The sequence below is a fragment of the Vibrio sp. Of14-4 genome (genome assembly GCF_022347625.1).
Lineage (GTDB): Bacteria > Pseudomonadota > Gammaproteobacteria > Enterobacterales > Vibrionaceae > Vibrio > Vibrio pristinus.
Map to the genome: position 1 here is coordinate 203,741 of NZ_JAKRGI010000005.1, position 25,773 is coordinate 229,513.

Consider the following 25,773-nt stretch of genomic DNA (forward strand, 5'->3'; position numbering starts at 1 on the left):
GCTATCATCTTATTTGCAAATGAAATTACTCATCTACCCTTGGCTTATTCTAGTGCTAGTTAGCACAAACGCTCTCGCGAAACCCAGTGAGTTGTCAGACACTCATTTAAGTATATGTGGGGATTCTATTGATTGGGAGCCTTACACCTATGTCCAAGATGAAGAGGTGAAGGGATTTGATCTTGATGTACTGAATGAGATACTGCCAAAACATCGTATAACGTTTGATTTTACCATGTCTTCTTGGTCTCGCTGTTTAAAAGGGGGAAGAGCGGGTGATTTTCAAGTCGCAGTTAGCGCGACATACTCCGACGAACGGGCGAAGCATTTCCTTTACACTACTTGGTACTATGCTACGACGCCTTCTTATCTGTATAGAAAATCAGAGTTTAAAAACGGACTAAAGATAACCCAAGGTTCAGATTTAAACGCTTACAAGGTATGCGGTATCCATGGATACAATTACAGCGACTTTGGCTTGAAAACAATCCATCAAAATGCTCATAGCATGCACGAACTCGTCACAGAGCTTAACGAAGGAAAATGTGATGTTATACTCGCATGGAAGGAGATTGTAGCGGGGATAAAGAGCATTTGGGGTATAGACTATATAGGTGAAAACCTAGCGATAGAAGTTATTCCTAAAATGCCAAAGCATAAGTTCCATATGATGATTTCAAAAAAGTATAAATACAAAGAACAGCTTAAAGAGCTACTCGATCAGGGACTTAAAAAATACCAGACCGAGTCATTTTAGCTCATAGTAATCGACGCCGCAGACCGGCCTTTTCTAGAATACGGGTTGATATTTCCTCAACGGAAAGGGACGATGTGTTAATGTAGGGAATCGCCTCGCGTCGAAACAGAGACTCAACACTCTTTAATTCACTAATACATTGCTCTGTACTGGCATAATCGCTTCCTGCCAGCCTACTTTCCCTGATTTCATTTAATCTTTGTGGATCAATGGTTAAACCAAACAGTTTATGCCTGTGTATTTCAAACTCAGGTAATAGCCTCAAACGACGAATATCTTCATCAATAAAAGGATAGTTGACCACTCGTAAACCGAATTGCATGGCCATATACAAACTCGTTGGGGTCTTGCCACTACGTGAAACACCAAGCAAGATAATATCAGCCTCATCTAAACCTTTGAGTGTAATACCATCATCATGCGCTAAGGTGTATTCTATCGCTGCGATACGATCAAAATACGAGGCCGAATCTTTACCAACACTCCGTGAGCGCTGCAATTTAGGCTGAGGCTCCATCTCTATATCACCTTTGACTTGCTCAACAATATCCGCGAGCACATCGTAGCTATGAGCTGGAGCTTGCAAAAGCCTGTGTTTAATACGTGGAATAACAATCGAGAAAAACACCAAGGGCTTTCGACCGGTTCTTTGGTAAGACTGCTCAATTTCCCTTAGCAGGTCGTCAAGTTTGTCTTCACTCTCCACAAAAGGAAATGTCTTTTCATGGGCGTTGAGCGGAAACTGACCAATCACCACATGCCCCAATGTCTCGCACGTAATAGCAGTTCCATCAGAAACATAGAATACATCACGACTTTGAATATCAATTTGCATTTTTTATTTAAGCTTTAAAATTATTTTGAGTAGGATGGGTAACACAATAATATCGATAATAAAGCATAGCGAACAGTTACGGACTGCACAGCTTTGAAAATTGCTGAGCTTTTTTATTTACAAGCGTAATCGTTTGCTCTATTCCTACAAAACTGCAATGTTTCTGGAGAAAGACATGCAAAAGAACACCCTCTGGTTTGATAGCCTATCCATGTCAGACGTCGACAAAGTCGGCGGTAAAAACGCCTCACTTGGCGAAATGGTTTCTAATCTGGCGAATGCCGGTGTTTCAGTGCCCAATGGTTTTGCCACTACCTCATACGCATTTAACCAATTTCTAGATTTTGAGGGTCTAGATGAACGTATTCATGGACTACTTGACAATCTGGATGTTGAAGACGTCGATGCCTTGAGAAAAACAGGGGCTACAATCCGTCAATGGGTGCTCGATGCTCCCTTCCCTGCCGATCTTGAGCAGGACATACGTAATAATTACCAAGAACTCATTGAAGGCAATACAGAGCTGTCTGTTGCTGTGCGCTCCTCTGCTACTGCAGAAGATTTACCTGATGCTTCATTTGCAGGTCAGCAAGAGACATTTCTCAATGTCAGCGGCATAGATGCTGTGCTTGAAGCAACTAAGCATGTTTACGCCTCTTTGTTTAACGACAGGGCAATCTCTTATCGAGTTCACCAAGGGTTTGACCACAGAGGTATTTCCTTATCAGCAGGCATCCAACGCATGGTGCGCTCCGACAAAGCTTCTTCTGGGGTCATGTTTACCCTAGATACTGAATCTGGGTTTGATAAAGTGGTCTTTATCACTTCCTCTTGGGGTTTAGGTGAAATGGTTGTTCAAGGCGCGGTAAACCCTGACGAATTCTATGTTCATAAGCCAATGCTCGAGGCCGGTGAGCAAGCCATTGTTAAAAAAACATTTGGTTCAAAACTTATCAAAATGATCTATTCAGATAACCCTGAAATAGGCAAGCAGGTAGACACCATAGATACCACAGAGCAAGAAAGACATCAGTTCTCCCTCAACGATGAGGAAATTACTGAGCTTGCTAAACAAGCAATGATCATCGAAAAACATTACCAACGCCCTATGGACATAGAGTGGGCTAAAGATGGTATCGATGGGAAACTATATATTGTCCAAGCACGACCAGAGACTGTATGTTCTCAAAGCGAACAAAACGTAATCGAGCGCTATGAACTCAGTAACAAAGCAGACGTATTGGTGGAAGGCCGTGCAATAGGACAGCGTATCGGTTCAGGCCCTGTTCGTTTAGTCGACTCTCTAGATCAAATGTCCTTAGTCCAAGATGGAGATGTATTGGTCACTGATATGACAGATCCTGATTGGGAGCCTGTGATGAAAAAAGCATCAGCGATCATCACCAACCGTGGTGGACGAACCTGTCATGCCGCAATTATCGCTAGAGAACTCGGTATTCCTGCCATCGTTGGTTGTGGCAATGCGACCTCTAGTCTGACAGACGGAAGTTTAGTAACGGTTTCATGCTCTGAAGGCGAAACAGGGTACGTATACAATGGCCAGTTAGACTTTGACATCAAACGTTCCACGGTAGATGAGCTTCCCGTTTTACCGACCAAAGTCATGATGAACGTGGGCAACCCAGATCGTGCCTTCGATTTTGCCCAGATCCCGAATGAAGGGGTGGGTTTAGCTCGCTTAGAGTTCATCATCAATAAAATGATAGGTATTCACCCCAAAGCACTACTTAACTTTGATACACAAACCGATGAGCTTAAAGCAGAAATTAGTGAACGCATTCGTGGCTATAAAGATCCAATCGATTTCTATGTCAGCAAGCTGACCGAAGGGATTGCGACGATTGCTGCTGCTTTCTGGCCAAAGCGAGTGATTGTTCGCATGTCTGATTTTAAATCTAACGAGTACAGTAATCTTGTCGGTGGTCAAGGCTATGAGCCACATGAAGAAAACCCAATGCTTGGCTTTAGAGGAGCGTCACGTTACATTTCACCAGTATTTGAAGATTGCTTTGAACTAGAAACCCTAGCAATTAAGCGCGTGCGTGATGATATGGGGCTAAAGAACGTCGAAATTATGATTCCTTTTGTTCGTACACCTAGCGAAGCGGCATCGGTTATCGATATTCTGGCTAAGTATGGCCTGCGCCGAGGAGATCAAGGGCTGAAAGTCATCATGATGTGTGAATTGCCTTCAAATGCCGTTCTCGCAGAGGATTTCCTTAAATATTTCGACGGCTTCTCTATCGGCTCAAACGACATGACCCAGCTTACTCTCGGTCTTGATAGAGACTCCGGTGATGTGGCTCATCTATTCGATGAACGTAATCCGGCAGTGAAAGCCATGCTTAAAATGGCAATTGATGCGGCAAGTAAAGCGGGTAAATACGTCGGCATCTGTGGTCAAGGCCCATCAGATCACGATGACTTGGCTGAATGGTTAATGGAGCAAGGCATCAGTTCTGTCTCACTTAATCCAGACACAGTTATTGATACTTGGTTAAAGCTTGGACAAGTCGCGAACAAGTAAATACAGACCTAATGATGACAACCGCCCGATGGGCGGTTTTTTTATTTGAGTAATCGGTAAATATAATGAGTGAGTTCACAATTATTGATATCACATGTCTCTTAATAGCAAAAACCAACTTGCAACATAATAACAATCAATTTAACATCTCCGAAACAATACACCGTAATTTCACAAAAACGTCATATTATATTGTGCATATTTAGGGAAGTTTATTGAATAGTATTGCAAAAATACTCAATAAGGATTACTCTTCGCCAAGAATGACTAAGTAGAGATGTTTAGTGAATATATATGCTCAAAAAGCATACAGAATTGATTCACTAGCAGTAACACGAGATTTTCAATGCAGAATAACGCTCAAACTATTAAACAGACAAATACCAAAGGTAACCTTTGGATGTTTTTGATCCCTTCGTTACTGGGTTTGTTCCTTTTCATGGCACCCATTCACTATGAAGGGGACATCACTATTCCTATTGCTGTCCTAGCTAAAGCTATTCAAGCATTATTCGGTGACCATCTAGTCGGCATCGTTACTTCAGTCATTATTTTTATGGCCTCAGCTTCAGTCCTGTGCCGGATAAAAAACCCTGGCTTCATATCTCGTAGCCCATTCTTAAACGGACTTTTTAATCCCAGCCCACTTTGGCTTCTTGTCCGTGTAATAGGCGGCCTTGCTGTTGCTATGACATTCTTCCAGGTAGGCCCCAAAGCAATCTGGGAGGAAAATACCGGAGGGCTGGTACTCGAAGGTCTATTGCCGACACTCTTCTCGGTATTTATCTTTGCTGGTTTGCTGCTACCTCTATTGCTTAATTTTGGCTTGTTGGAATTGTTTGGCACTTTGCTTAGCAAGGTAATGCGTCCAATCTTTAACCTTCCCGGTAGAAGTGCTATCGACTGTATGGCATCATGGCTTGGAGATGGTTCTGTTGGAATTCTTCTAACTAGCAAACAGTACGAAACTAAATTTTATACTCAAAGAGAAGCTGCGGTTGTTGGGACTACTTTCTCTGCCGTATCCATCACCTTTAGCTTGGTTGTACTGGCACAAGTTGAACTCGAACATTTATTTTTGCCTTTTTATGGTGCTATATGTCTAGCTGGGATTGTTGCCGCGATTATCATTCCACGTATTCCGCCATTGAGTATGAAAAAGGACACCTTTATTGACGGTTCTACACCCGCTGAAGATGCTGACCTAGTTCCTGAAGGCCATAGCAACTTTTCTTGGGGTATGGAGCTAGCGCTAGCAAAAGCAGGTAAGGTCAAATCACTAGGTTCTGTTTTTGGCGAAGGTGTTCGCAATGCTATTGACATGGTATTTGGTGTTCTACCTGTAGTCATGGGACTAGGTACTATCGCTTTAGTGATTGCCGAGTACACTTCTGTGTTTAGTTTCCTTGGTCAACCTTTTATTCCATTTTTAGAGTTACTTGGAGTTCCAGAAGCTGTTGCCGCTTCAGAGACTATTGTTGTAGGCTTTGCTGATATGTTTATTCCAGCAATTTTAGCAAGCTCAATTGATAATGAAATGACTCGCTTTGTTATTGCAGCCATGTCTGTCACTCAGTTGATTTACATGTCAGAGGTGGGCGCACTACTTCTTGGTAGCCGAATTCCTGTTAATATATTTGAGCTGTTCACTATCTTTATCCTGAGAACTTTAATTACTCTACCAGTCATTGCTGGCGTCGCTCATTTGATTTTCTAGCTCGCTTAAAAAGTCAAGGCCCTACTTATTGGGCCTTGTTTTGTTTTTATTTTTGGTCACAAGTATTACCAATACCGTTCAAAAATAACATTTCCACCTGTCGCTCTACGATATTTCTCAAGACCAAAAGACTGTAATGTTTGGGTCGTTTCTTTGATCATTTCCGGATTACCACACAACATGGCAAAACTGCTCTCTTTGGTAAGTTGTACTTTTGCTATGTCCTGAATTTGATTAGCCTGCAGCAATTGAGGGATACGCCCACTTAATGCAAAAGAGGATTCCTCCCTTGAAACAATAGGTAAATATAAAAGGCGACCTTGGTATTGTTCCAACAACTGATCAATCAAGTAACGATAAACCAAGTCTTTTTCATGCCTAACTCCGTGAACCAATACAATTTTATCCTGACCTAATCTAACATTGACGTCATCGAGCAATGATAAAAAAGGGCCAATGCCTGTTCCTGTCGAGAGTAGCCATAGATCCTGAGTAGATTTTGGAATTGAGCTGAAAATAAGATCCCCATGAGCTGCGTTACCTACATAAACTTGATCGCCTTCTTTCAACTTGTGTAAGTCAGGCGTTAGTTTTCCTTGAGGATTCGCAACCACTAGGAATTCGAGTGTGCCACTGTTATTAAGAGGTGCATTGACAAGCGAATAAGCACGGCTCACCAGTTGGCCAGCGTCATCATGAAGTGCAAGTTTGGTGAATTGCCCCGCTTTAAAGTCAAGTGGAGCACCGCTCAAGCGCAAGCTGAATAGCTCATCAGTCCAGTCCGTACGCTGCTCTAAATAAGCGAGGTTAAAACCGCTAGGTGCTGTCATATCAGATCCTCAATCAGCCTTATTACTTTAAAATTACTCTTCTACTCTATTGATGTAAAGCCCTGCCATATATCAACCATCAGCAATCACATTTTAAAAACATTTTTAACTAACTTTATGAAATTAGATTACAATCCTAGGCCAACCTACTGACATAAGGGACTCCTCATGCACGAACTATTAAAGAAATTTCCAGTTATCAGTGAAGTTAAAGTGGCATGGGGCGAGATGGATGCGCTGCAACATGTCAATAATGTTGTGTATTTTCGGTATTTTGAATCTGCTCGCTTATCCTACTTTCAAAAAATAAATTTATCGCTCGACTCTTCTCAAACTACTATCGGACCAGTATTAGCAGAAACAAACTGCAAATATAAGCTGCCCATTACCTACCCTGATACTCTTTTTATCGGTGCTAAGGTCATCGATATACAAGAAGATAGATTCACTATGGAGTATCAAATTGTCAGTCAAAAAATAGGTAAAGTCTGCACTCAAGGCCAGGCAACCTGTGTGATGTTTGATTTTATAAATCATTGTAAAGTCCAACTCCCGAGTGAAATAAAACAAGGGATTTTAGATCTTGAGGCTTGTTAATGAGTTTTAGATACAATAGGTAAATAATTTGACCACGTATTATTTACCTAAAAATGGAGATGTTATTTATAACGTAACTTTATATTTTACAAGTGTGAAGCGGAACAATTTATTTAGAATGATTCTTTATATACATCTTTTATTGAATCTAATAATAATTGATACATTTCTCCTGAAATATCACTTCGGCTCATCAATACATGCCCCACAGACCAATGGGCGTTGAGAAAGTTGGCATCTAACACTTTAACTTTTGGGTTATTGTCTAGCATAGGGATTGAGGGTAAATAAGCCCAGCCATCTTTTTCGATAAATTTTACCACTAGCTCTATACCATTTAAAACAACTTGCCGACCAGAAAAGGCTGCGCGTTCACCAAGCCCAGCATCCGATGTACTTTGAAGTACATAGCGCGTGCTGTCTGCTAAGTCCCTGAAGTTAACAGGACTAAACTCCTGAAGTGGCGAATCCACAGCAGTATACAACCTTCCTTTGACTTCACCTAAGTAACATGCCATTAAGCCGCTTGGTGGTATTAGCTTCGAAGATTGATCATTCCTGAGTATTATCGCGGCATCTAAAGTTTTACTTTTGAGCTCATCCACGGCCTCATCCCGGCTGCGGTATATCCAATCTATGGTAATGTTGGGGCATAGCTTTCTAGCCGCTATATCAACATCTAAGATAAACTCACTGGGTAGATGCATATCTACTGCTATTTTGAAATGATGCTGCTCTGGAAAGGACAGCGAGTCAGCAAATGATTGTAGGGCCTCAGCATGCCTTATGAGGCCTCGGGACCATCGTAGCAGAGCTTTACCTTGTTCCGTAATCACCAACTTATTGTTACCTCTTTCAAACAAAATCGCATTAAGTGCAATTTCCAAGTTATTAACATGTTCACTAATAGTGGTCCTATCTTTACCACTTGCCCTAGCTGCTTTTGCAAATGAACCATGTTCTGCTGTGAGAGCGAAAGATAACATTTGATCTAAAGTGTATTGAATCATCAAATTTCCAACTTGAAGAGTTACTCACATTAATTGATAAAAGTATAGATAAACAAAGGTTCACTTGATATCAGTTAATATATGTACCTGTTAAAAGGATAGGTTCCACGTAACCTTTAATCTCTTAACCCCTAATGGCAAATTGTAAAAAGATTAATTAAAACCACAACTTACCTTGATAAAGTAGAAAATATTAATTTTTAATCGCGGAAGAATCACAGCACTTTGAGGGGGTAAAACCATCACTCTAAGAAAATGTAATGTCAAGTTTACAAGCTATAAATTTACTCGTTAGCATTGATAACTGTTTTTTTATAGTAATGTGGGTATTGAAAAGCTGTTCTAATAGCTGATTCGAGAATAATGTAAATATAGTGTGGTTATCTACTAACATACGCCAAGTAATCTTTAGTCTAGAAATATAAATCCCATATATTTCAAAAGTAAAAACCCCTCACTAATTTGCAGGGGTTTTATTTAACGTTCAGAGTCCTAGGCTAACCATTAATATGTATTAACGACCTTTGTACCTTTGACAACTATTTCAACTTTACGAGCGTCTTCATCACTTTCCTCTTTCTCAACAACAGATGTCTCAAGATGAATATTCCTCTCGTCCACACCGTGTAAAATCAAAAAGTCCGCTACTCGCTTTGCTCTCTTTCGAGCTAGTCGAGTGTTATACTCTACGAATGCAGGCTTACTATCTGCTCCACCAATTACTACCACATCATAGCTTTCTAATTCAGTAACTTTAATTGCGAACTGAGTTAGTTGCTCCTTCATTTCAGCGCTAAGCGTAGCATCATCATAACTATATTCTGCACTATTTTGGCCTAACTTCACCTGTTGTTTTACTGGTTCTTCAATAAACTCGATTGGTTGAGCGTCATAGCGGCTGTTTGACCATGGGTGAAGGATCAAAGACAAGCTAACTTGGTTAAGCTGCTTACTGTCTTTTTTATCGTAGTATTGATCGATCACACTCACATTGAAAAAGCTGTCAAACTGTAAGGAAACATCAATGTATTCACTCAAAGCATAGTAACCGCCAACCGAAAGGTATGGTGATACACCACTAGTTTCTGGCGGTGAGTCCAGAAATTGTTTGTTCATTTCAGCATTATAAAAATAGCCGCCAGCACCAACAAATAAGCCTCCATCACGTGACAGCGACCATTTATGTTTAGCCAGTACATCTAAGCCCTTGATGCTAAAACCATCGCCATCGGAAAAACTTAGGTAACCGAGTTCGAAGTTAAATGGTTGTGTACTAATACCTATGTTGTATTTCAAGCTGGTGATGTCATTGTCATTTTTGTAAGGGTCGTCCTTAAATTGCGCAAGACCTCCCCCTACCTGAAAATACAACCCGTTAGATATTAATGTTTCAATAACGCCTTTCTCATTTTCATCCGACTGCTGAGCTTCAATAGCAAAAGCCGAGTTAGCTGTGAGTACAGAAAGAGCTAATAAAATAGTTTGTTTATAATTCATAAGTATTCTCTTACAAGTAAGAAACGGTATAAACGACCATTCCTTCAAACTTACCTTTTTTGATCTCAGAGGAACCACGCGGAATTAGTTTTGCGATGTAACGGTCATAACCTACTTGTGCAACTTCATAGCCATCGCCAACAGGTTCATTTAATTCAACTTCTTGGCCTCCGAGTGTGTATAACTTGATACCTAAAGAATCAATTTTTTTGCCGTCTTCATCAAAAACAGGAATATATGACTTATTAGCAACATCCCGAACGTTATCAAAATAACCACGCAATTTAACCGATGGGCAATCGGGACCATACTTTAAGTTTCTGACTATGATAGTGAGAGGAAGCTGCGCAGCTTGACCAACCTCATCGACGCTTATTCGACCATAGTCAATATCATTATTCTGGATTTCTAACTCAACTAAGCATTTAGAAGGTTGAAGAATGTCCATATTAGCGATCTTGCTTCGATAGTTTGCGTATAGACCGTTATAACCATGTTCTCCATCAACTTGGAAGATGTTTATCGCTTGGCTATAGCCAGTAAAAGTACCGGGCGCAGTGACAATAATAGGTTGATAAGTAATTGTGAGTGATGTTTTGGTTCGCTCTTCACAATCTGAATAGCTTTCACCACTGCGACACGCAGGCACAACAAAGTTGTTGACCGCAGCTTTAACACCATAGATGTCAGTTCCTTCATAGCGAAAGCCGACTTTTATACCTGGGATATTTGGTACAGAAGTGTCTCCTGTTTTCCCTGGCCAAAAATAAACTTGTTCTCGTTCATATCTAAAAGAAGGATAGTGTGTAGCATCCTTGTAACAGGTCACGGTTACTGTCTGTGATGGCCCACGCCATACAATTTGACCATTGGTTTCATCCACAGGTACAGATGCTGATGGGTCGATATAAAAATTGGTCACGCCGCCTGGACCACTGCCGCCAAAATGACCGCCTTCGCTTGCACTATAACAAGCTAGGGCCCATACACTCGGGGCGAATACACTCCCACTGGCGAACAATAGCAGGGTTAGAATTAGCTTTCTCATTGTCCGGCCTATTGTTTACTTTGCACTGTGCAAACATTTTGTGTACTACAAACGAAAGTGTTTGATACAGTGGCACCATAGTCATTGATATGACTGAGCGTATATCGATCACTTTTCTCTATGTTCAGAGCTTTACTGGAAAAAGGCGCTAACATGAAGGGCTTAAACTTAGAGGATTTCTCTGCATTAGCTAGCTTTAGTTCAGAGAAGGTCACGTAGAATGGTGAACCATTCTCTATAACAACCTTGTTACCATTCAAACGCCTAATTTTTGTACTACTATCAATTACCTTGTCTATACGATTGATTTTTTTAAGACTTTCAGGTCTATAGAAAAACTTAATGACAGATTCGATAGCAATTTGGATCGACCCACTGGCTACCTTGACATTTGTACTATGGTCTTTATGTTCAACTGAAGGGGGCACTTCTCGAACATGTAAAAAATAGGCGGTTTCCCTATCCTGAGGCAATTGAGAAACGGTAGGTAAAGATTTAATTCGCAAAATAGCGTAATCTTTACTTTCAATTCTCAGCACTGGCGGTACCACAATAAACTTATCTTGTACTTCCTGCCCTGTCATATCTGTCAACCAAGATTGAGCAAGAAATGGCGTCTCAGCCGGATTTTTTATTTTCACTGTTTCGACTTTAGAATCGCCATCGTAAATAACGCGAGTCCTGTCTAGTGCTAATGCGGCGTTTGCTGTGGTCGATACCATCAAGCAGCACACGATTGCTAAAATACAATTTTTCATATTTTCCCAACTACTAATTTAGTTTTCACAGTTAACTGAACGAATGACTTCTTGACTTTCCAAAATCGACTCATCGATGACTAGGTGACAACTTTCGTTATCTCCCCAATTCACACTTATATTTGAATCGATGTTGACTCCAACCACATAGACTGTTGAATCTTGGCCAACTATGCCAATCTCTTGATTAAGTTCATCATCAAAGACTAAAGCGCCAAACGGAACCTCTTTATCACCTTCCAAATGCGCAAGGAAGTTGCTACCTTTTCGCGCTTTTATTTTTTGGTAGCCAATCGCACCCTCAGTCAAGACCATACTCTTAACACTATCGAGCACTTCAATATTGTCAGGCAGTGACTTAAAGTCGATAGTGTTGTAGCTCTTTTGGTAAGGCGTGACACCATTAATAAGGGCTAAACCGAATTCGTTGGTCTTCTCGTGATGACTACCATTGATGGTGACGTCTGACACACTAGAATCAATAAGAATGCGTGATGTGCCTGAGTTAAGTGCACTGTATGCCAATCCATGTTCGGACAACAATACAGTCCCCGTAGCATTTGCGTTCACTTGACTGTATGAGTCGGTTTTATAACTCCCACCAAAAGAAGTTGAAACAAAAGATAAATCGCGACTGTAGTTACCACTTACACCATTCGATTCACCTTCATAAACATCGTAAGCGACTCGATAGTTAGAGCCATCCCCTTTGTCATATCCGGAATACGATAGAGTCTGAGAGTAGTCGCCGTCACGTGAATTTGTTTGTACAGAGACGGAATTACTGCCCCCAATAGGAATAGAGATGCCTAACGACCAACCTTTTTCACCACTGCTTGGTGAGTACTCTTGGATACCCGACTCATAGTTATATGTCAGATATGAATCATCGGCTTGATATAGATTCAGCGTCAGATATAAGTTGATCCCGTTAAGATTTATGGGATGTGACAAGTTGACATCGTAACGAGAAGAATCTCGACGGTTATCCCAGTAGTTATTGGAGGTATAGGAAACATATGCACTGGTAACACCGAAACTCTGTGTCAATGCGATTTGCTTTTCATCTTTACGATTGTTGTTTGCGGCATAAACAAATGATGAGGTTACATCATCATAAGAGTTAAGATATTCATCAAATTCGTAATACTGCTCTTCTGAAAAACGATATCCAGCAATACGTAAGCCTAAACCAAAATCAGTTAAGGTATTGTTGTAAGTAACACCGTAAGATATACCAGATACGTCACTAGTATCACCCAGTGTGGCCTTCGCAGTTGAGACATCGACAGATGCAGCACCAAAGTAATTTAGATTAACCCCTGTACCAACCGTGTAAGACTGGTAATCCTCAGATAATAAGGTTGCCGAAAAAACAGACACGTAATTGTTGATCCCATAAGATGCTTCAGCTGAGAAAAACTCCGGTTTATGTTCATAAGTCTCGCTGTCTGGAACTCCAACCGATACGCTGTAGCGGAGATGGTTTGGGCGAGTTAAATACAAAACGTCAGCACCATTGACTTGGTAACGTTGAATTTTTCCGTCGGCTTGTTTAACTTCTACATCGAGTGTGCCCTTAGAAGCTTGCGCAAGATCATCGATCAAATATGGACCAGCATTGACGTTGACGACCTTGAGTACATTTCCTTGTTGTCTAACGGTGATCACTGCATTTGTACTTACAGTTCCCGAAACTACTGGCGAATATCCACGCAAATTAGACGGTAACATTTGGTCATCACTTTGTAAGCGAACACCCGTCATCTGGAACGAGTCATACACATCCGAGCCAAACTGGGTATTACCAAATGTAAGTTTGGACTTAATACTGCGCACGGGCGTATAACCATACAATGAGGTAAACTCACCTGAATAATTATTGGATGCTTGATAATTAGCTCTAAAGCGAAACGCACCTGCATTCGCTCCAATAATACCGTATGTCGACAAATCATCATTCCAGCCGTTTTCATCGTCCTGCTGACTTGAAAAGTAGTTTATGTTGTAGTCAAGATATAAAGCTGAAATTCCATCATCCCACAATCGGTCAGGCACAAATCCATATTTATACTCGTTGGCAATGTATTCTTGTGGTGTTGATATGTCGATACGACCTTTACCAAGATCAGAAACAACCTTAGTATATTCAATGTTGTCAATCTTATAACAGACTGCACCTTCAATTGATTCTATTTGTTCTTTATACAGTTTATATCCGCGATCATTGAAAGGCAGACTATCTACCAATACCTCAGATATACAAGGTTCGTTATTACTAAATAATATTTTATCTGTCGTTAAAAATTCGCCGTTAATGTACACGTCTAGATCATAACTGCCGTCTTCCACAAAATTAGCAGTTGAAAACTTGCTTAAATCAACACTATTTTCACTTCTTATAAAGAAATTATTAAAGTTTGTCGCATAAGATAAACTAGGAGTGGAAAGTACGACTATTGAGCTAAGTAACAAAAAACGCATTTTTATCAACCAATAAATTTATAGAAAATAGGTGCTTGGCTATACAGCCGAGCACCCTAGATCACTAGTTATAAGTAACACGTAGTAAAGCCCAAGACTCTGCGTTACCAGCCGTTACCTTGTTCACGTCATCAATATCAATGTTTGCTTCATACGCCGCAGAGAAAGAAGCGATGTTTGTACCATCAACAAGTACGTTAGTTGCCGCTACATCACCGTTATTCACTGGATTACCGTTGTGAAGGATACGTACACCAATGCCAGTTGCGCCGCCATCAACACTGAACAGATCGCCAGTTGCATCAGGGTTAGAAACAAAAGTGAATTCTGCATTAGAAGCCACGCTAGTATCACAATCAGTCAATTTCACGCGAAATGGTACTGGAGTAGAACGATCTCCTTTAGCTTTAAAAATATGAGTAGGCTGTTGGCCCAATTCAATTGTCTGATCGATACTGTCTGGAGACAGACCACATGCTGATTCTACGATTTCACCTTTGAAATAAACATTGGTTGTATTCTCAGCCAAAGCAGGAGTCGCTGACATCAAGCCAAGAAGAAGCGATGATGCAATTGAAGAACGAATAAAATTAGCTTTCATTTTTTTGTCCTATGTATTTTATGTATAATAATGCATATAGGAAAATAATTTCCTAACAACATTTAACCAATTTCCCTTTATGGAAAGTATCAACTCAAACTTGATATTTTTACTAATCAAGCCTTCGTCAATTTAGAGATAAAAAGAAGCAACGACTTAGCAGCTTTTACTTCCTTAAAACATCAAATATTAAAAAACAATATAAATCACCCGGTTTGTCTTAAATAAGACTATAGATACTTATGCATAATCAATTACATACATTTCACTAAATTTAATACGGCGTGTTTTCCTGAAATGGGATAATAGATATGATTATCAGTATGATCACCTCACTGGCTGGGGGTTCTCCCCTCTACAACGATAAAAATCAAAAAAAATCATGCAAACCAAAGCCACTCAAAACATAAAAATGAATAAAATCTCAGATATTTGTGCTTATATGAATAAAAAAACACAAAAAAACCATCAATAACAAAAGAAAAAACCAAGACATAAACGAAAAAAAAACCTGAAAATAGTTGAAATGTTTCTCAAGTTAAAATTTTTATAAAGATTAAGTATAAGTATTAGATATGATTCCCTAGGTTTCAAGTGTCGTAAAACTAATAATTGCTAGCAAGTTAAGGGATTATGATTGAAATATAATAATGTCAAGGTTATATGGGAGGCTATCGCTGGCAATAAAACCCTTTTCTCCTGAAAATATGAGATCATTTCTATAACTAGCTAACTGTTGCATATTATAGCTGCGAAATAACGAAACCCTTGCATAAATAAGATATCTTATCGATGATTGAGCTATTGGGGTCACACTGGAATAAACCTCATCCTATATTAATGAAAGTATATTTAAATGTAAGTAAAGCCTTCAGGAGTTTTTCACACTTTATGAAAATGTGAATTTAAGAAATCACAATGGCATTCCGATCGATAAGTGGGTAGATCTACCAAGTCAAACGCAAGATTGGAGGCTAGCGGGCTACATGATTACTCTTAAGTTAGCTCACTCATTGACCACTAACTAGATGCTCAAAGAGCATATAGTAGGCTAATGATACTAATTTGTGGAACCGAGGTTTGAATTAGGCAATAATATTATCAGCTTTAAAAATCATTAATAAGAAATGATTCTCATTAATGATATGTGTAGGACTGGGCCACATGTCTCGCTGTAAGTCTTTGCGCAAATTAGATGACAGGCATATCATATCAATACAGATGATATCTTGATTATGCAAAGATACTCCATGACAAAGATGTAGGAACATAAAGTATCACTGTGTTTCAACGAATTCTGATTACCAGAAAACATGGAAAGCTTAAAAAAAACAACAATATAAAATGTTTCTCTAACTATATGACTGAAGCGAAGAACAAAATAACAAGAACCTTTCAAATACTAGATTTCGTTTTGGTTGGTAACACTTTGTCTGAAAATGATTTGCGAACCAACCAGGATCTTCGAATGGGCACCCATGATCTGCTCACTCTGTATGAGCTATGCTGTCATGCTGGTGAAGTGGTTTCAAAGGAAGCGCTGATCGAAAAAGGATGGCCGGGCAAAATCGTTTCTGATAGCTCTCTAACTCAATCTATCCGAAACATACGCACCTTACTCGGTGATAATGGCAGAGATCAACGTTGGTTAAAAACAGTCTCAAAAGTCGGTTATATGCTCGATGCGTCGATAGTTAAAGAGCTGGGTCAAGACGACTCTGCACTTGAAATTAATGTCTCATCCCCACAATCATCACAACCAAAAAATTCATTGTTTGGTGATGTCAAACACCATTCTAAAATCAAAATCGCTATCTTAGTCGTACTTTTGGCGACCACATTCAATGTATCTTATAACATCTACTATCACTTTATCAGCCCCGAAAACATAACTGAATACCCCAAGATCGGATATAGTAAAGGTGTCACTGAAGTTTATTCTGACAGAATATATGCAGCAGCTATGATAGGAGAGGAGGTCGTGAACTGGCTTAAGCAACAACAAGTTCAACCAAAGAAAGTAGCCATACTACTGTTCAAGCAAAACCTTTCATTAGCGATAGTGGATGGTAACGGTAAAATTACTAACCGCCTGATTATTTTGGATGAAGGTACTGAATTGGGGCAAATTACCGAACTCGCCCTCAGTGAGGTAGACAATGTTTTACGCTAGCCTCATTGTCATAGCCTGCTTTAACATCTTGCTGCTCGTTGTTTATGGGTTTAGTGGGGAACCTGGAGTTGCCTACGACATAGAGTATGAAGTCAAACACATGTCACATGACTATCACGGTAAAAGCAAGATACAAATATACAGCAATGACAACGAATTTGAATCTAAATGGGTGGTTGAAGAAATGGGAGCAGACCATGAGCCTGTGTACTTCGAAAGTCACAGTACAGGTTTCGTCAAAAGATATAGTCGAAACTTATTTACGGTTACCTATGAAGAACACTCTTCAAATTTTCTTGATAACCACCGGCTACCAGATCTCCCTATTAGTCGCAATTTTTATAGTGCTGAACGCTATCTATCAACTCGCAATACCGTAGAAGTCAAGCATAGGGGAGATGATTATATGATCATCATCACTTTCTTAAACGGTGGCCAAATTATGGGGATGAAGCGATATTAACACCAAATGCCTTATCTGATGTTATTGGTCGATAAGGCAATCACTGGTTAGGCTTTGATACAATGGACCGCTTTGTTGAATAGCATCAACTTATCGGCAAGCTTTCGTTCAACATTCGCCACACTCACCTCCCACTCAGAGACCATTATCAGCTTATCTTTTGTCGTACTCATGTAGACTTGCTCATCAGATACAAGCAACTCCATTAGCTTTGGAGCTTTAACTGATAATACTCTTCGATCACGGACTGGAATCTCAACGAACGCTCTAATCGTCTTATCATGAAGTGAAATGAATATCTCTTCACCATCAACCAACTCAATACCAATGGGCTCATCACCTTCAATCCTAGATAATAGGTTGGCCGGTACACCTAAAATATCTACCAAAGTCTTAAAGACTATTTCGCGTAACTTTTTCAACGTAAACTCCTACATAGTCGTCAATAGTTTAATGTATTACAACTGCCTAAAAAGCAGATGAAATTGGTCATAAATATTGCCGCCGACCTGAGTCAAAAGCACAATAAAAACGACTAATTTTGCGGCCATAGGAAGGCCAGGATCTTGAACACTAAATACTGTCTGGAGTAAACCCACAACTACCCCTGTAATAACAAAGCTCAAAGAGAAAATTATTATTGCATCTTTGACTATGTCTAAGCATGCCGCGGTAACATCAATTACTGTCATCTGAATACTCCAGATAATTTACCATTTTATGTTCATTAAATTCGAACAAATAATATTTGTTTCGGTATAGCACCACATAACTATTTAACTTGGGATATTGCACAAATAGTTCCGGTGCTAACTGGTAGTAAGGAAGCCCTATTCCTGACAAAGGCATTGGTTTTATGACCGGCGAAACTGAAGCAACACTATGAGAAGTGGTTAAGCCTTCATCTGCAGAGGGGGTCACATTGTTGTCCTTTATGTTACCCAATCTGTCAGATGGTATGTCTTGAACACCCTTTGGAGACAACACACCACCATAGATTGCCAACCTATCATTCCCGTACTCCATACTAACTCTATGTTGTCCCTTAGTATCAAAACTGACAGCTGAGGGGGCCAGCTTATCTATTTTATTACCAAGCCTTTCTTCAGATATGGATTTCGTACTCACCGAGCCATTCGTATAACTCATAGGCACAACATGGTTTTGCTGATAGGTGTTATCTGTGAAACGATCTACTGTTATACCTGCGGTACTTCCTGTAGAAACAGAGTTATCACACTCTAATAAAGTTCCTTGAGAGTTTTGCTTACTGCCTAAAAGACGAAGTGCTTCAGGTTCAACGCTGCGTAAGGTTACCTTATTTAGCCTTATTGCTGGATAATCTGACAACTCTAAACAAGGTCTTATTGTCATATGTTCAGCCACCAAAGGGGGATGAGTCTCAGGCTTAGGGTCCTCTCGCCATGATACATTGGATCTTGCGGACTCATTTCTCAAAGTATCCGAAGTATGAAGACCCAACAGCATCTGATAATCAAAGCTAGGTTCAAAAGGAGCGTTAGGAAACGTTCTCTCAGACTCTCGAGTTTGAAAAGTCTTATTATCGTCTGGTTTACTGCCAGTTTGCTCGACCTCACTAAGAATCTTTTCAAATCCTCCTTTTCCGTCTAATACATCCTGTCGAATTAATCCTTCAAACACATTGATCATGACTTCACGTACCTTAATTCTTCACGTAGTTCCCCAAGCGCATCTTTTCGTTTTTCTAGTCTTCGTTTCTCGGCTTCTACTTCTGCTATTTCCAATGCGACCTCTTCCGCATCTTGACGATTAACCGAGGCATCGAAAAACAACGACTCTATCGCTGATTTAGTGCTTTCTCGCCTCATAAAAAGCAGTCTTAATGCATTGGGTTCATCTTTAACATTGAGTGCTTTTAAATGTTGCTGATGTTGTTCTATTTGTTGCCATTTTTGTTCAATAATATTCAGGAGTTCCTGATACTGTTTTTTTAACTTAACTAACTTCCTTTGCTGCTTACCGATACGTATATCTACAATATCAATAAGCTGACCAAATTCCTTCCATTGCTTCGAGGGTTTGTTCATATTCAACTCCATCGAATCCTTGCTTTAGAAATGACATGATATGAGGGTACCTATCGATCGCTTCATCGGTCTCCAAATCATTGCCCTTTTCATATTCACCAACCCGAATTAAGAGCTCAACATTGAAATATCGATACACCATATCTTTTACGCGTTCAGATAATCGAACATATTCTTCGCTTTGAACCTTATTTTGCAAACGGCTCTTACTCTTTAAAACATCGATCGCAGGATATCGTCCAGTTGAAGCAATTGTTGTTGAATACACCAAGTGTCCATCGATCAGCGATTTCACCTCATGAGCAATTGGATCATCATCAATTTCTTTTTCAATCAAAACCGTGAATATACCAGTCACAGAACCATGGATTGAATTGCCGCAACTCTCTACTAAACGAGATAAAGCAAGCGATACACCAATTGGGATCCCCCCTTTAATTGGCGTGTTATCGAGCATAGCTTGGGCACGAGCGAAACGGGTCAGGGAGTCAAAATACAAAACGACCTTTTTACCTTGTTCCATGTAATGCCTAGCAATAGATACCGCCACTAACCCAGAACGCACCTTTTCCAATGGGTTCGCTTCAGAAGTCGATACTATAGTAATAGACTTTTGAATCACCTCTGGGCCTATTTCTCCTTCAAGGAATTCGACCACTTCACGGGCACGTTCACCAATCATGGCAAATATAACTACATCTGCATCCATGTTGTTGGCCATAATGGATACAGTGGTCGTCTTACCTGCACCAGCAGGTGCAAACAGACCAAGACGTTGCCCTTCCCCAATAGTAAAAAGACCATCAATGATTTTTAGCTTGGTCGGAAATACAGTTTCTATTGGTGCCCTAATGTTTAGTGGAATCGGCTCTACTGCTATCGGTAAGTCCTCAAAGTGGCCTGGCTGATTTAAATAGTCATCGCCATAAATAGACTCACCGTAACAATTAATCACCTTGCCGACCAATGCATCCTCATTGAGCGGGAAGCAAAAACGTCTTGGGGTAATTTCAACTCTACCACCTCGCTGGACTGCTCCGGGTTGGAGCAATTTAATTTCGACTCTATGACCTGCAACTTTCATCACTTCACCACGAATGCGATCACCAGTAACCGTGCTGATAAAGCATTCTTGACCAACAAAAGTATCTAGCGAGACATGGCAAATAACCGTATCTTGATAAGATTCTTTAACCTTGAAGTAATGATTCAACATCACTCAACAACCTCATATGAGATGGATACGTAACGTTTGTACTTTCGCTTAGTTTCATTTGTGCTTTTAAACAACTCGCCAAGAAGGGGAATACTCGATAGCACAGGAACACCAGTCTCGGTAGACTGAGTTTCTGTATTATCAAATCCTCCTAGAACAACAGTCTGGTCTGGGTGTATATAAACTTCAGACTCTAATGACTGTGAGCTAACACGCGGGGGTTCTGCGATGGTAGAATCGTCATCGTCGCTATCATCTAATGACTCTTCAATATAACGAATTTTTGCTTGAACACTTCCGGAAGGCAGAAGTCGACCTGTCACATAAAGGCCATTATCCGCTTCTATCTCTTTGGTTTGAACTTCCTCAACAGAAACGAGCTTGATGGTAGCGGTTTCTTTCTTGTTAAAAATTCCTTGCTGGTTTTCAAGGACCAACAAATTCGTTTCGTACACTCCACGAGCTACGCCATTAGACGATAGCGCCTGAAAGCTTTGTAGGAACTCTGTTGTTTCCGTAAACGGATTGACCACAATATCGTAGATACCTCTCGTACCATTAAAATCGACACCAAGATCTTCACCACGTGTTACTGAGACATCATAAACCTTAAGTGAAAACAACAACTGTTTGCGCTTAATATCGATTAACGCTGCAATGCGCTTAGCCAGCTTCACCTCTTCTGGAGTACCACGAACTAGCAATGCATTTGAGCCAGGTAATGGTTGTACCTTAGAGGTTTTTTCTTCCTCTTCTAGCTCCTGCTTATCGCTATTTTTCAGCTTAACTTTGTACGCTTTTTCAATCGCGTCACTATCAGTGACATTCTGGAACTGACCAATATTGATAATGGCTGAAGAGATCAAACTCATCGCACCAGGAAAAACGACAGAATTACCGAACGTATCTATTTGACGATCAACCACCGATATATAGTGAAAATTAATGCGCGCAAGCTGAAGATCATTACCATTTTCTAGAAATTGGTTACGATCAACCATAGTTGCATAACCAACAGCATCATTCACAAACTTTCGTGTGCCGGAGAACAAAATGGAGTTTCCACGCTCTACCAACTTAACCTTAGTTGTCGCACTGATATTAAAGGTCTGATTAAGCTCTCTCAACAAAGCTTTGGGTTTTATATTGCGTGGCTTATATGAATAATTAATATAAGCTTGTCCAGATTGGACTGTGAGAGTTCCCCCATACACATACCAATCAAAGTCATAAACTTCTGAAAGCTGCTCTAATAGCTCAGGCCCACTTCCTGATAAGGTTTGTGTAATTAACTGACGCTCTGTTTTGACATCGATATCATCGACAAGCTTAACTTGCATATCTTTAGCAATTGCTTTCAGCGCACTTTGTAAGTTTATGTCTTGCTGTTTAATCAATACTTCTGATTGGGCTAGAGGAGCGAGCATAGCCAAACAAAGTAGTATCAGTTTTCTATACTTCTTCATCGAGAATCTCTTTCATTCGTTCTTCACTTTCTCTCATCTGACGCATGCAAGTGTTTAGCACACCTTGAGTCACTATCATGTCAGCAATTTCTTCGTCTGAGAGCGTAGGTTCATCGTTGTCAGAAGTAGCCTGATTATCTATTTTTTCACTTTGCTCAACTTCGCGAGCAATTGCGTCAAATTCAGATTGCACATCACTGCCATCTGTCATGGCCGCTGTATCTACCATCTCAACTCTAGTCATAACCCACCTCGTGCATCATTTGCTTAAATACATAAAACTGGTCATGTAACAACCAGAGATTTAACAACACAATCACCACTATCGCTTTAATGTTTGGCGTAACAAAAAGTGACAGTGACGCTTTTTTAAAAAATAAGTCTACATAGCCACAGCACACAGTAATCGTCAGCATGATAATGATGTATTTACCCGCCACAGTAACCATCATTGTTAAGCTATCCGTGACTAAAAAATATAGCGCCTCGAAATCTAAGCCACCTGTATCTGTCTTACCTTGTGTAATGACCTCAACAATAGGACGAAACAATGTGCCACTTTGCAGCGCATAAACTAAAAATGTTAGGCTACCTAGCTTTGCTAAGGCCTCTGATTCATCTGTAAAGCGTTTATCCTGAACAGATTGTTCATTCAGCAGCAGCAACTGCTGAATCACACTGCCAACCGTTCCACTGATCCAATAAGGCACAGAAGAAAAAACGGCGAACATAAATACGGCAACCACCCAACCAAAGGTAGGTAATTGGTCGAACTGACTTACATCAACAAAAATAGCCATAGCGATAGCAATCGCCAAGCATGTTATATTGTCTAAATATAATCGTGTCGGGTTATAGATTTTTAGAAAAAGGAAAAAACCCGCAAACAACATCCAACTGGGAAATAAGAGATTACCCATGTTAACCAAGAGCTCTAAATAACAAAGTCCAGCTATCAGAGAAATAAAATACTGCCAGCTTTATTGGTGTTGAAATCACAGTAGGAGATAGCATAGTCATCCCTACTCCACTTAGTACAACTGCAATGAGAAAGTCTATGCTTACAAACACCATGTAGAGCTTGAGGCCAAGTTCAAACCCCTGATATAAATCGAGAATTAAATTACCTAAAAAGAACTTAAAAGTGTCACTTCCCTCATCAAAATTAAGTGGGATGTCAATCATTGATGTAAGCTGATTAGTCTTATCTTCTGCTCTTTTCAGTACTTCAGGGAAAAAGTCAAAAATATTACTGGCTAAATAATACATAGTAATATTTTTGGGCTTATCTTCTTCAATACCAATATCTAAAGGTAAGTTAAGTTTCTCTTCTTGCTGTTGCTCGGAAAAGTAAGGCTTTATTCGCTCGAGGCCAGGTTTGATATCCGGCCATAAGCTATTTAACGCCATTAAAGCAGCAAGCAAGTTAACCACAATTGTTGGAGGAATTTGCTGCGTGCCCACTGCATTTTTTATGATGTTTAGGACAATGTTATATTTTACAAAACCAGAAAAGCAAATAAAGAACACGGTAGATAAGAGTGCTAACACAAGCAGTAACACAAGGTTAGCACCAGAAAACGCATTATCTGGACTAAGTAACTGCACCATAACTTATCCTCACAAACAGCGATACTAGCGGGGCAAAAGCCCCAGCATAGTTAAATATTACGCGCAGAAGCGACAATAGAGTCCTTCACACCCTTTAGAGTAGAGGTACCGGTTTGCGCTGCAATACTTTGATCAGCCATCAACTGCTGAAGCTCTAACGACTGTGATGCTGAAAGCTCAAGAACGCCATTTGAAGTGTGTGCATCAAGAAATGTTTCAATTTGTGCATCCGCTTGCTCGATACACGCTTCGAAGTTATCACTTACTTCACCAGTAGTTAAGTTGCTATCAGGGTTGATAGTTGTAGCTGAAGTTCCTGGAGTAGGGTTTGGCATAAAATTCGTCCTATCAATAATCAATACTTTGGAGCGCTAAATCTAGCAACCCATATAGCGTGAATGAAGTGAAAAAAGGTGACAAATCACGCACGGTCAAAACACGCAGCAAAAGTCATTTTTCATCATGTCCCAATATCTGAAGCGCTGCGATTCAGATACACTCGATATAGATATTCCACCTCTATACATCACAAACTCACCATTCTCTTTATATATGGGATTAATCACACTCTATGTTCCGTTAAGATTATCTAGGCTCTATTTTTAATCGTATCATAGGCAAAATACCTGATGGCGGTGAGTCAAGACCGATTGACTACCACATGGTATTTTCTATCGCTGATACAAGTTTCGAGAACACTCTACTTTAAGGTATTAGATCTGGTGAGTTGAGATTATTAGCTGCTTTTAGCATATGCAGCTCTTTGTCTAGCTGCAGTAAAGAACCTCTAAAGCTTGATCAGACGAGAAACGATGACAAATTTAAACATTGGTCTAGAGGCTCATAAATTATATTTCGAGATAGACCACATTTAGAGCAAGGGATAAACATAACTATGGTCACTTACTGTCAGGTACCCTTGTAGTTTCAGAGCTGACCTTAGAAGACTTTCTTCCACTCAAACTGAAGTTGTCACATGGAAGAAATTTAAGAACAAGGGCGCCTGAAAATGTTGCCCTTGTCAATGTGTGATCTTCAGCGAACCATCAGCAAAATTCCTGTGGTTAATGCTGAAGAAAGCAAAGAGGCAGAAAAAACTAAGGTAAGCCAGAATGCTCCACCTGTTGAGATATTTCCTGCAGGTTCAGTATCCAGTAATAATTGAGGGGAAGAAGGCACTGGTTTAACCGAGCTTGCAATGCTTTTAATCGATAAGGTAGGGATCTCCTCTGCAGAGAATTCTGCCACAGCTTCTTCGTCAATAATCAGCATGTAGCCTTCTTTTGGTACGGTTTTAATTTCGCAGGCAAGCCCCTCAAACAAGCCAAGAGATTTGCGAAGGTTTGAAATCGCTTTAGTCAGTGAAGTTTCACTCACTAATACCTTACCCCATACCTCTTCATGTATTTCATCTTTACTAATTACTTTGTTGCCTTGCTCACATAACAACTTAAGTATTGCGGCTTCACGTCCACCCAAGCTCACGGCTTGGTCACTTGCAACTATTTCACGCTTTAGAATGTCAAAAATCACCTGATTACCCAGAACGTAATTTCTATCCATTATTCAACCCTACTCTCAGTTCTTTTTACCCTATGCTATTCACCCGAATGATTAATAGACAACAATTAATCACTCAGAACCTCAATGCCAATATCGTATTTGATTTTGCTGATTCAATTTGTAATTAAGACTCGCGTACTAGCGAACCATGACATCGGCCAGACAGAGAATGTACTAGTTTTCAAAAAAAAGGATGAAAAAATTATGAAAAAAACCGTGATTTTGTTAGATCTGACAATAAAAAAACATATAAATATAAAAACATCAAAAAAGGCAACCGTTTTCGGTTGCCTTAGTTGTTGATATATAATGATTAATTTTTTAACTCGTTAATTTCGTCAATTGAAACGCAGTACTGGTCATCAACCTTAATTAACGTACCTGTTGCGATTAATTCATTACCACTTTTGAGGATTACTTGCGATTGAACGAAGTCTGTTAATGGTTTCACTTGCCCTGATTGAAGCTGATTAAGCTCATCTAGAGTCATTGTGGTATGTCCAACCACAACATCTATAGCTATTTTCATC

26 protein-coding genes are annotated in these 25,773 nt (G+C 39.9%); 6 read left to right on the top strand and 20 right to left on the bottom strand.

Going from position 1 to position 25,773, the window contains the following annotated elements; translation table 11 throughout:
* Window positions 1-52: 52 nt before the first annotated feature.
* Window positions 53-757, top strand: a complete 705-nt coding sequence (locus MHN79_RS07495) for a transporter substrate-binding domain-containing protein (protein WP_239172364.1) — start codon at window positions 53-55, stop codon at window positions 755-757.
* Between the two features lies 1 nt (window position 758).
* Here the strand turns inward: MHN79_RS07495 and MHN79_RS07500 are convergent, their stop codons facing one another.
* Complete coding sequence (locus MHN79_RS07500; protein WP_160930423.1) at window positions 759-1,592, bottom strand: pyruvate, water dikinase regulatory protein; 834 nt, start codon at window positions 1,590-1,592, stop codon at window positions 759-761.
* A 175-nt stretch (window positions 1,593-1,767) separates the two neighbouring features.
* On the opposite strand from MHN79_RS07500, the gene ppsA reads away from it, so the two are divergent.
* Both ppsA and MHN79_RS07510 read left to right on the top strand, forming a co-directional pair.
* Window positions 1,768-4,140, top strand: coding sequence for a phosphoenolpyruvate synthase (ppsA, locus tag MHN79_RS07505; RefSeq protein ID WP_239172365.1), 2,373 nt, complete (start codon window positions 1,768-1,770; stop codon window positions 4,138-4,140).
* 346 nt (window positions 4,141-4,486) lie between these two features.
* Window positions 4,487-5,857 (top strand): YjiH family protein, encoded by a 1,371-nt coding sequence (locus MHN79_RS07510; RefSeq protein ID WP_160930419.1) that lies wholly within the window; start codon window positions 4,487-4,489, stop codon window positions 5,855-5,857.
* 65 nt (window positions 5,858-5,922) lie between these two features.
* On the opposite strand, the gene MHN79_RS07515 is transcribed toward MHN79_RS07510, so the two are convergent.
* Entirely contained in the window at window positions 5,923-6,687 is a 765-nt protein-coding gene (locus tag MHN79_RS07515) for a ferredoxin--NADP reductase (protein ID WP_239172366.1), read from the bottom strand.
* 168 nt (window positions 6,688-6,855) lie between these two features.
* On the opposite strand from MHN79_RS07515, the gene MHN79_RS07520 reads away from it, so the two are divergent.
* Complete coding sequence (locus MHN79_RS07520) at window positions 6,856-7,284, top strand: thioesterase family protein (protein ID WP_239172367.1); 429 nt, start codon at window positions 6,856-6,858, stop codon at window positions 7,282-7,284.
* Between the two features lie 113 nt (window positions 7,285-7,397).
* On the opposite strand, the gene MHN79_RS07525 is transcribed toward MHN79_RS07520, so the two are convergent.
* The 6 genes from MHN79_RS07525 to MHN79_RS07550 all read right to left on the bottom strand — a co-directional run bounded on the left by MHN79_RS07525 (window position 7,398) and on the right by MHN79_RS07550 (window position 14,682).
* Window positions 7,398-8,294 carry a LysR family transcriptional regulator gene (locus tag MHN79_RS07525; RefSeq protein WP_239172368.1) on the bottom strand — a complete coding sequence of 299 codons (897 nt, stop codon included), beginning with the start codon at window positions 8,292-8,294 and terminating at the stop codon, window positions 7,398-7,400.
* Between the two features lie 504 nt (window positions 8,295-8,798).
* Complete coding sequence (locus MHN79_RS07530; protein ID WP_239172369.1) at window positions 8,799-9,791, bottom strand: OmpA family protein; 993 nt, start codon at window positions 9,789-9,791, stop codon at window positions 8,799-8,801.
* Between the two features lie 10 nt (window positions 9,792-9,801).
* Window positions 9,802-10,839 carry an adhesin gene (locus MHN79_RS07535; RefSeq protein WP_239172370.1) on the bottom strand — a complete coding sequence of 346 codons (1,038 nt, stop codon included), beginning with the start codon at window positions 10,837-10,839 and terminating at the stop codon, window positions 9,802-9,804.
* Window positions 10,840-10,847: 8 nt separating this feature from the next.
* Complete coding sequence (locus MHN79_RS07540) at window positions 10,848-11,597, bottom strand: molecular chaperone (protein WP_239172371.1); 750 nt, start codon at window positions 11,595-11,597, stop codon at window positions 10,848-10,850.
* An 18-nt stretch (window positions 11,598-11,615) separates the two neighbouring features.
* Window positions 11,616-14,081 carry a fimbria/pilus outer membrane usher protein gene (locus MHN79_RS07545; protein ID WP_239172372.1) on the bottom strand — a complete coding sequence of 822 codons (2,466 nt, stop codon included), beginning with the start codon at window positions 14,079-14,081 and terminating at the stop codon, window positions 11,616-11,618.
* Window positions 14,082-14,145: 64 nt separating this feature from the next.
* A complete protein-coding gene (locus MHN79_RS07550) occupies window positions 14,146-14,682 on the bottom strand; it encodes a fimbrial protein (protein WP_239172373.1) in 537 nt (178 codons plus the stop codon).
* A gap of 1,468 nt (window positions 14,683-16,150) precedes the next feature.
* Between MHN79_RS07550 and MHN79_RS07555 the strand changes: the two genes are divergently transcribed.
* Together MHN79_RS07555 and MHN79_RS07560 are read left to right on the top strand one after the other, a co-directional pair.
* Window positions 16,151-16,855 (top strand): winged helix-turn-helix domain-containing protein, encoded by a 705-nt coding sequence (locus MHN79_RS07555; RefSeq protein WP_239172374.1) that lies wholly within the window; start codon window positions 16,151-16,153, stop codon window positions 16,853-16,855.
* Entirely contained in the window at window positions 16,842-17,318 is a 477-nt protein-coding gene (locus tag MHN79_RS07560) for a hypothetical protein (protein WP_239172375.1), read from the top strand. Before MHN79_RS07555 ends, MHN79_RS07560 begins: the two co-directional genes overlap by 14 nt.
* Before the next feature lie 47 nt (window positions 17,319-17,365).
* Here the strand turns inward: MHN79_RS07560 and MHN79_RS07565 are convergent, their stop codons facing one another.
* From MHN79_RS07565 to MHN79_RS07620, 12 genes are all read right to left on the bottom strand, one after another.
* A complete protein-coding gene (locus tag MHN79_RS07565; RefSeq protein ID WP_160930399.1) occupies window positions 17,366-17,740 on the bottom strand; it encodes a hypothetical protein in 375 nt (124 codons plus the stop codon).
* 36 nt (window positions 17,741-17,776) lie between these two features.
* Window positions 17,777-18,010 (bottom strand): flagellar biosynthetic protein FliQ, encoded by a 234-nt coding sequence (locus MHN79_RS07570; RefSeq protein WP_114783466.1) that lies wholly within the window; start codon window positions 18,008-18,010, stop codon window positions 17,777-17,779.
* Window positions 17,997-18,989, bottom strand: coding sequence for a hypothetical protein (locus tag MHN79_RS07575; protein WP_239172376.1), 993 nt, complete (start codon window positions 18,987-18,989; stop codon window positions 17,997-17,999). Before MHN79_RS07575 ends, MHN79_RS07570 begins: the two co-directional genes overlap by 14 nt.
* A complete protein-coding gene (locus tag MHN79_RS07580) occupies window positions 18,986-19,387 on the bottom strand; it encodes a hypothetical protein (protein WP_160930395.1) in 402 nt (133 codons plus the stop codon). The genes MHN79_RS07575 and MHN79_RS07580 overlap by 4 nt, the downstream gene beginning before the upstream one ends.
* Entirely contained in the window at window positions 19,341-20,603 is a 1,263-nt protein-coding gene (gene vscN2, locus MHN79_RS07585; protein ID WP_239172393.1) for a type III secretion system ATPase VscN2, read from the bottom strand. Before vscN2 ends, MHN79_RS07580 begins: the two co-directional genes overlap by 47 nt.
* Window positions 20,603-22,069 carry a secretin N-terminal domain-containing protein gene (locus MHN79_RS07590; protein ID WP_239172377.1) on the bottom strand — a complete coding sequence of 489 codons (1,467 nt, stop codon included), beginning with the start codon at window positions 22,067-22,069 and terminating at the stop codon, window positions 20,603-20,605. The genes vscN2 and MHN79_RS07590 overlap by 1 nt, the downstream gene beginning before the upstream one ends.
* A complete protein-coding gene (locus MHN79_RS07595; RefSeq protein ID WP_160930389.1) occupies window positions 22,056-22,313 on the bottom strand; it encodes a hypothetical protein in 258 nt (85 codons plus the stop codon). Before MHN79_RS07595 ends, MHN79_RS07590 begins: the two co-directional genes overlap by 14 nt.
* Window positions 22,306-22,989 (bottom strand): type III secretion system apparatus protein VscT2, encoded by a 684-nt coding sequence (locus tag MHN79_RS07600; protein ID WP_160930387.1) that lies wholly within the window; start codon window positions 22,987-22,989, stop codon window positions 22,306-22,308. Before MHN79_RS07600 ends, MHN79_RS07595 begins: the two co-directional genes overlap by 8 nt.
* Window position 22,990: 1 nt before the next feature.
* Entirely contained in the window at window positions 22,991-23,680 is a 690-nt protein-coding gene (locus tag MHN79_RS07605; protein ID WP_160930385.1) for a flagellar type III secretion system pore protein FliP, read from the bottom strand.
* 50 nt (window positions 23,681-23,730) lie between these two features.
* On the bottom strand, window positions 23,731-24,015 hold the full coding sequence (locus tag MHN79_RS07610) for a hypothetical protein (RefSeq protein ID WP_160930383.1): 285 nt from the start codon (window positions 24,013-24,015) through the stop codon (window positions 23,731-23,733).
* 700 nt (window positions 24,016-24,715) lie between these two features.
* Complete coding sequence (locus MHN79_RS07615) at window positions 24,716-25,243, bottom strand: winged helix-turn-helix domain-containing protein (RefSeq protein WP_160930381.1); 528 nt, start codon at window positions 25,241-25,243, stop codon at window positions 24,716-24,718.
* A gap of 313 nt (window positions 25,244-25,556) precedes the next feature.
* Window positions 25,557-25,772, bottom strand: coding sequence for a FliM/FliN family flagellar motor C-terminal domain-containing protein (locus MHN79_RS07620; protein ID WP_239172378.1), 216 nt, complete (start codon window positions 25,770-25,772; stop codon window positions 25,557-25,559).
* Between the last annotated feature and the right edge of the window lies 1 nt (window position 25,773).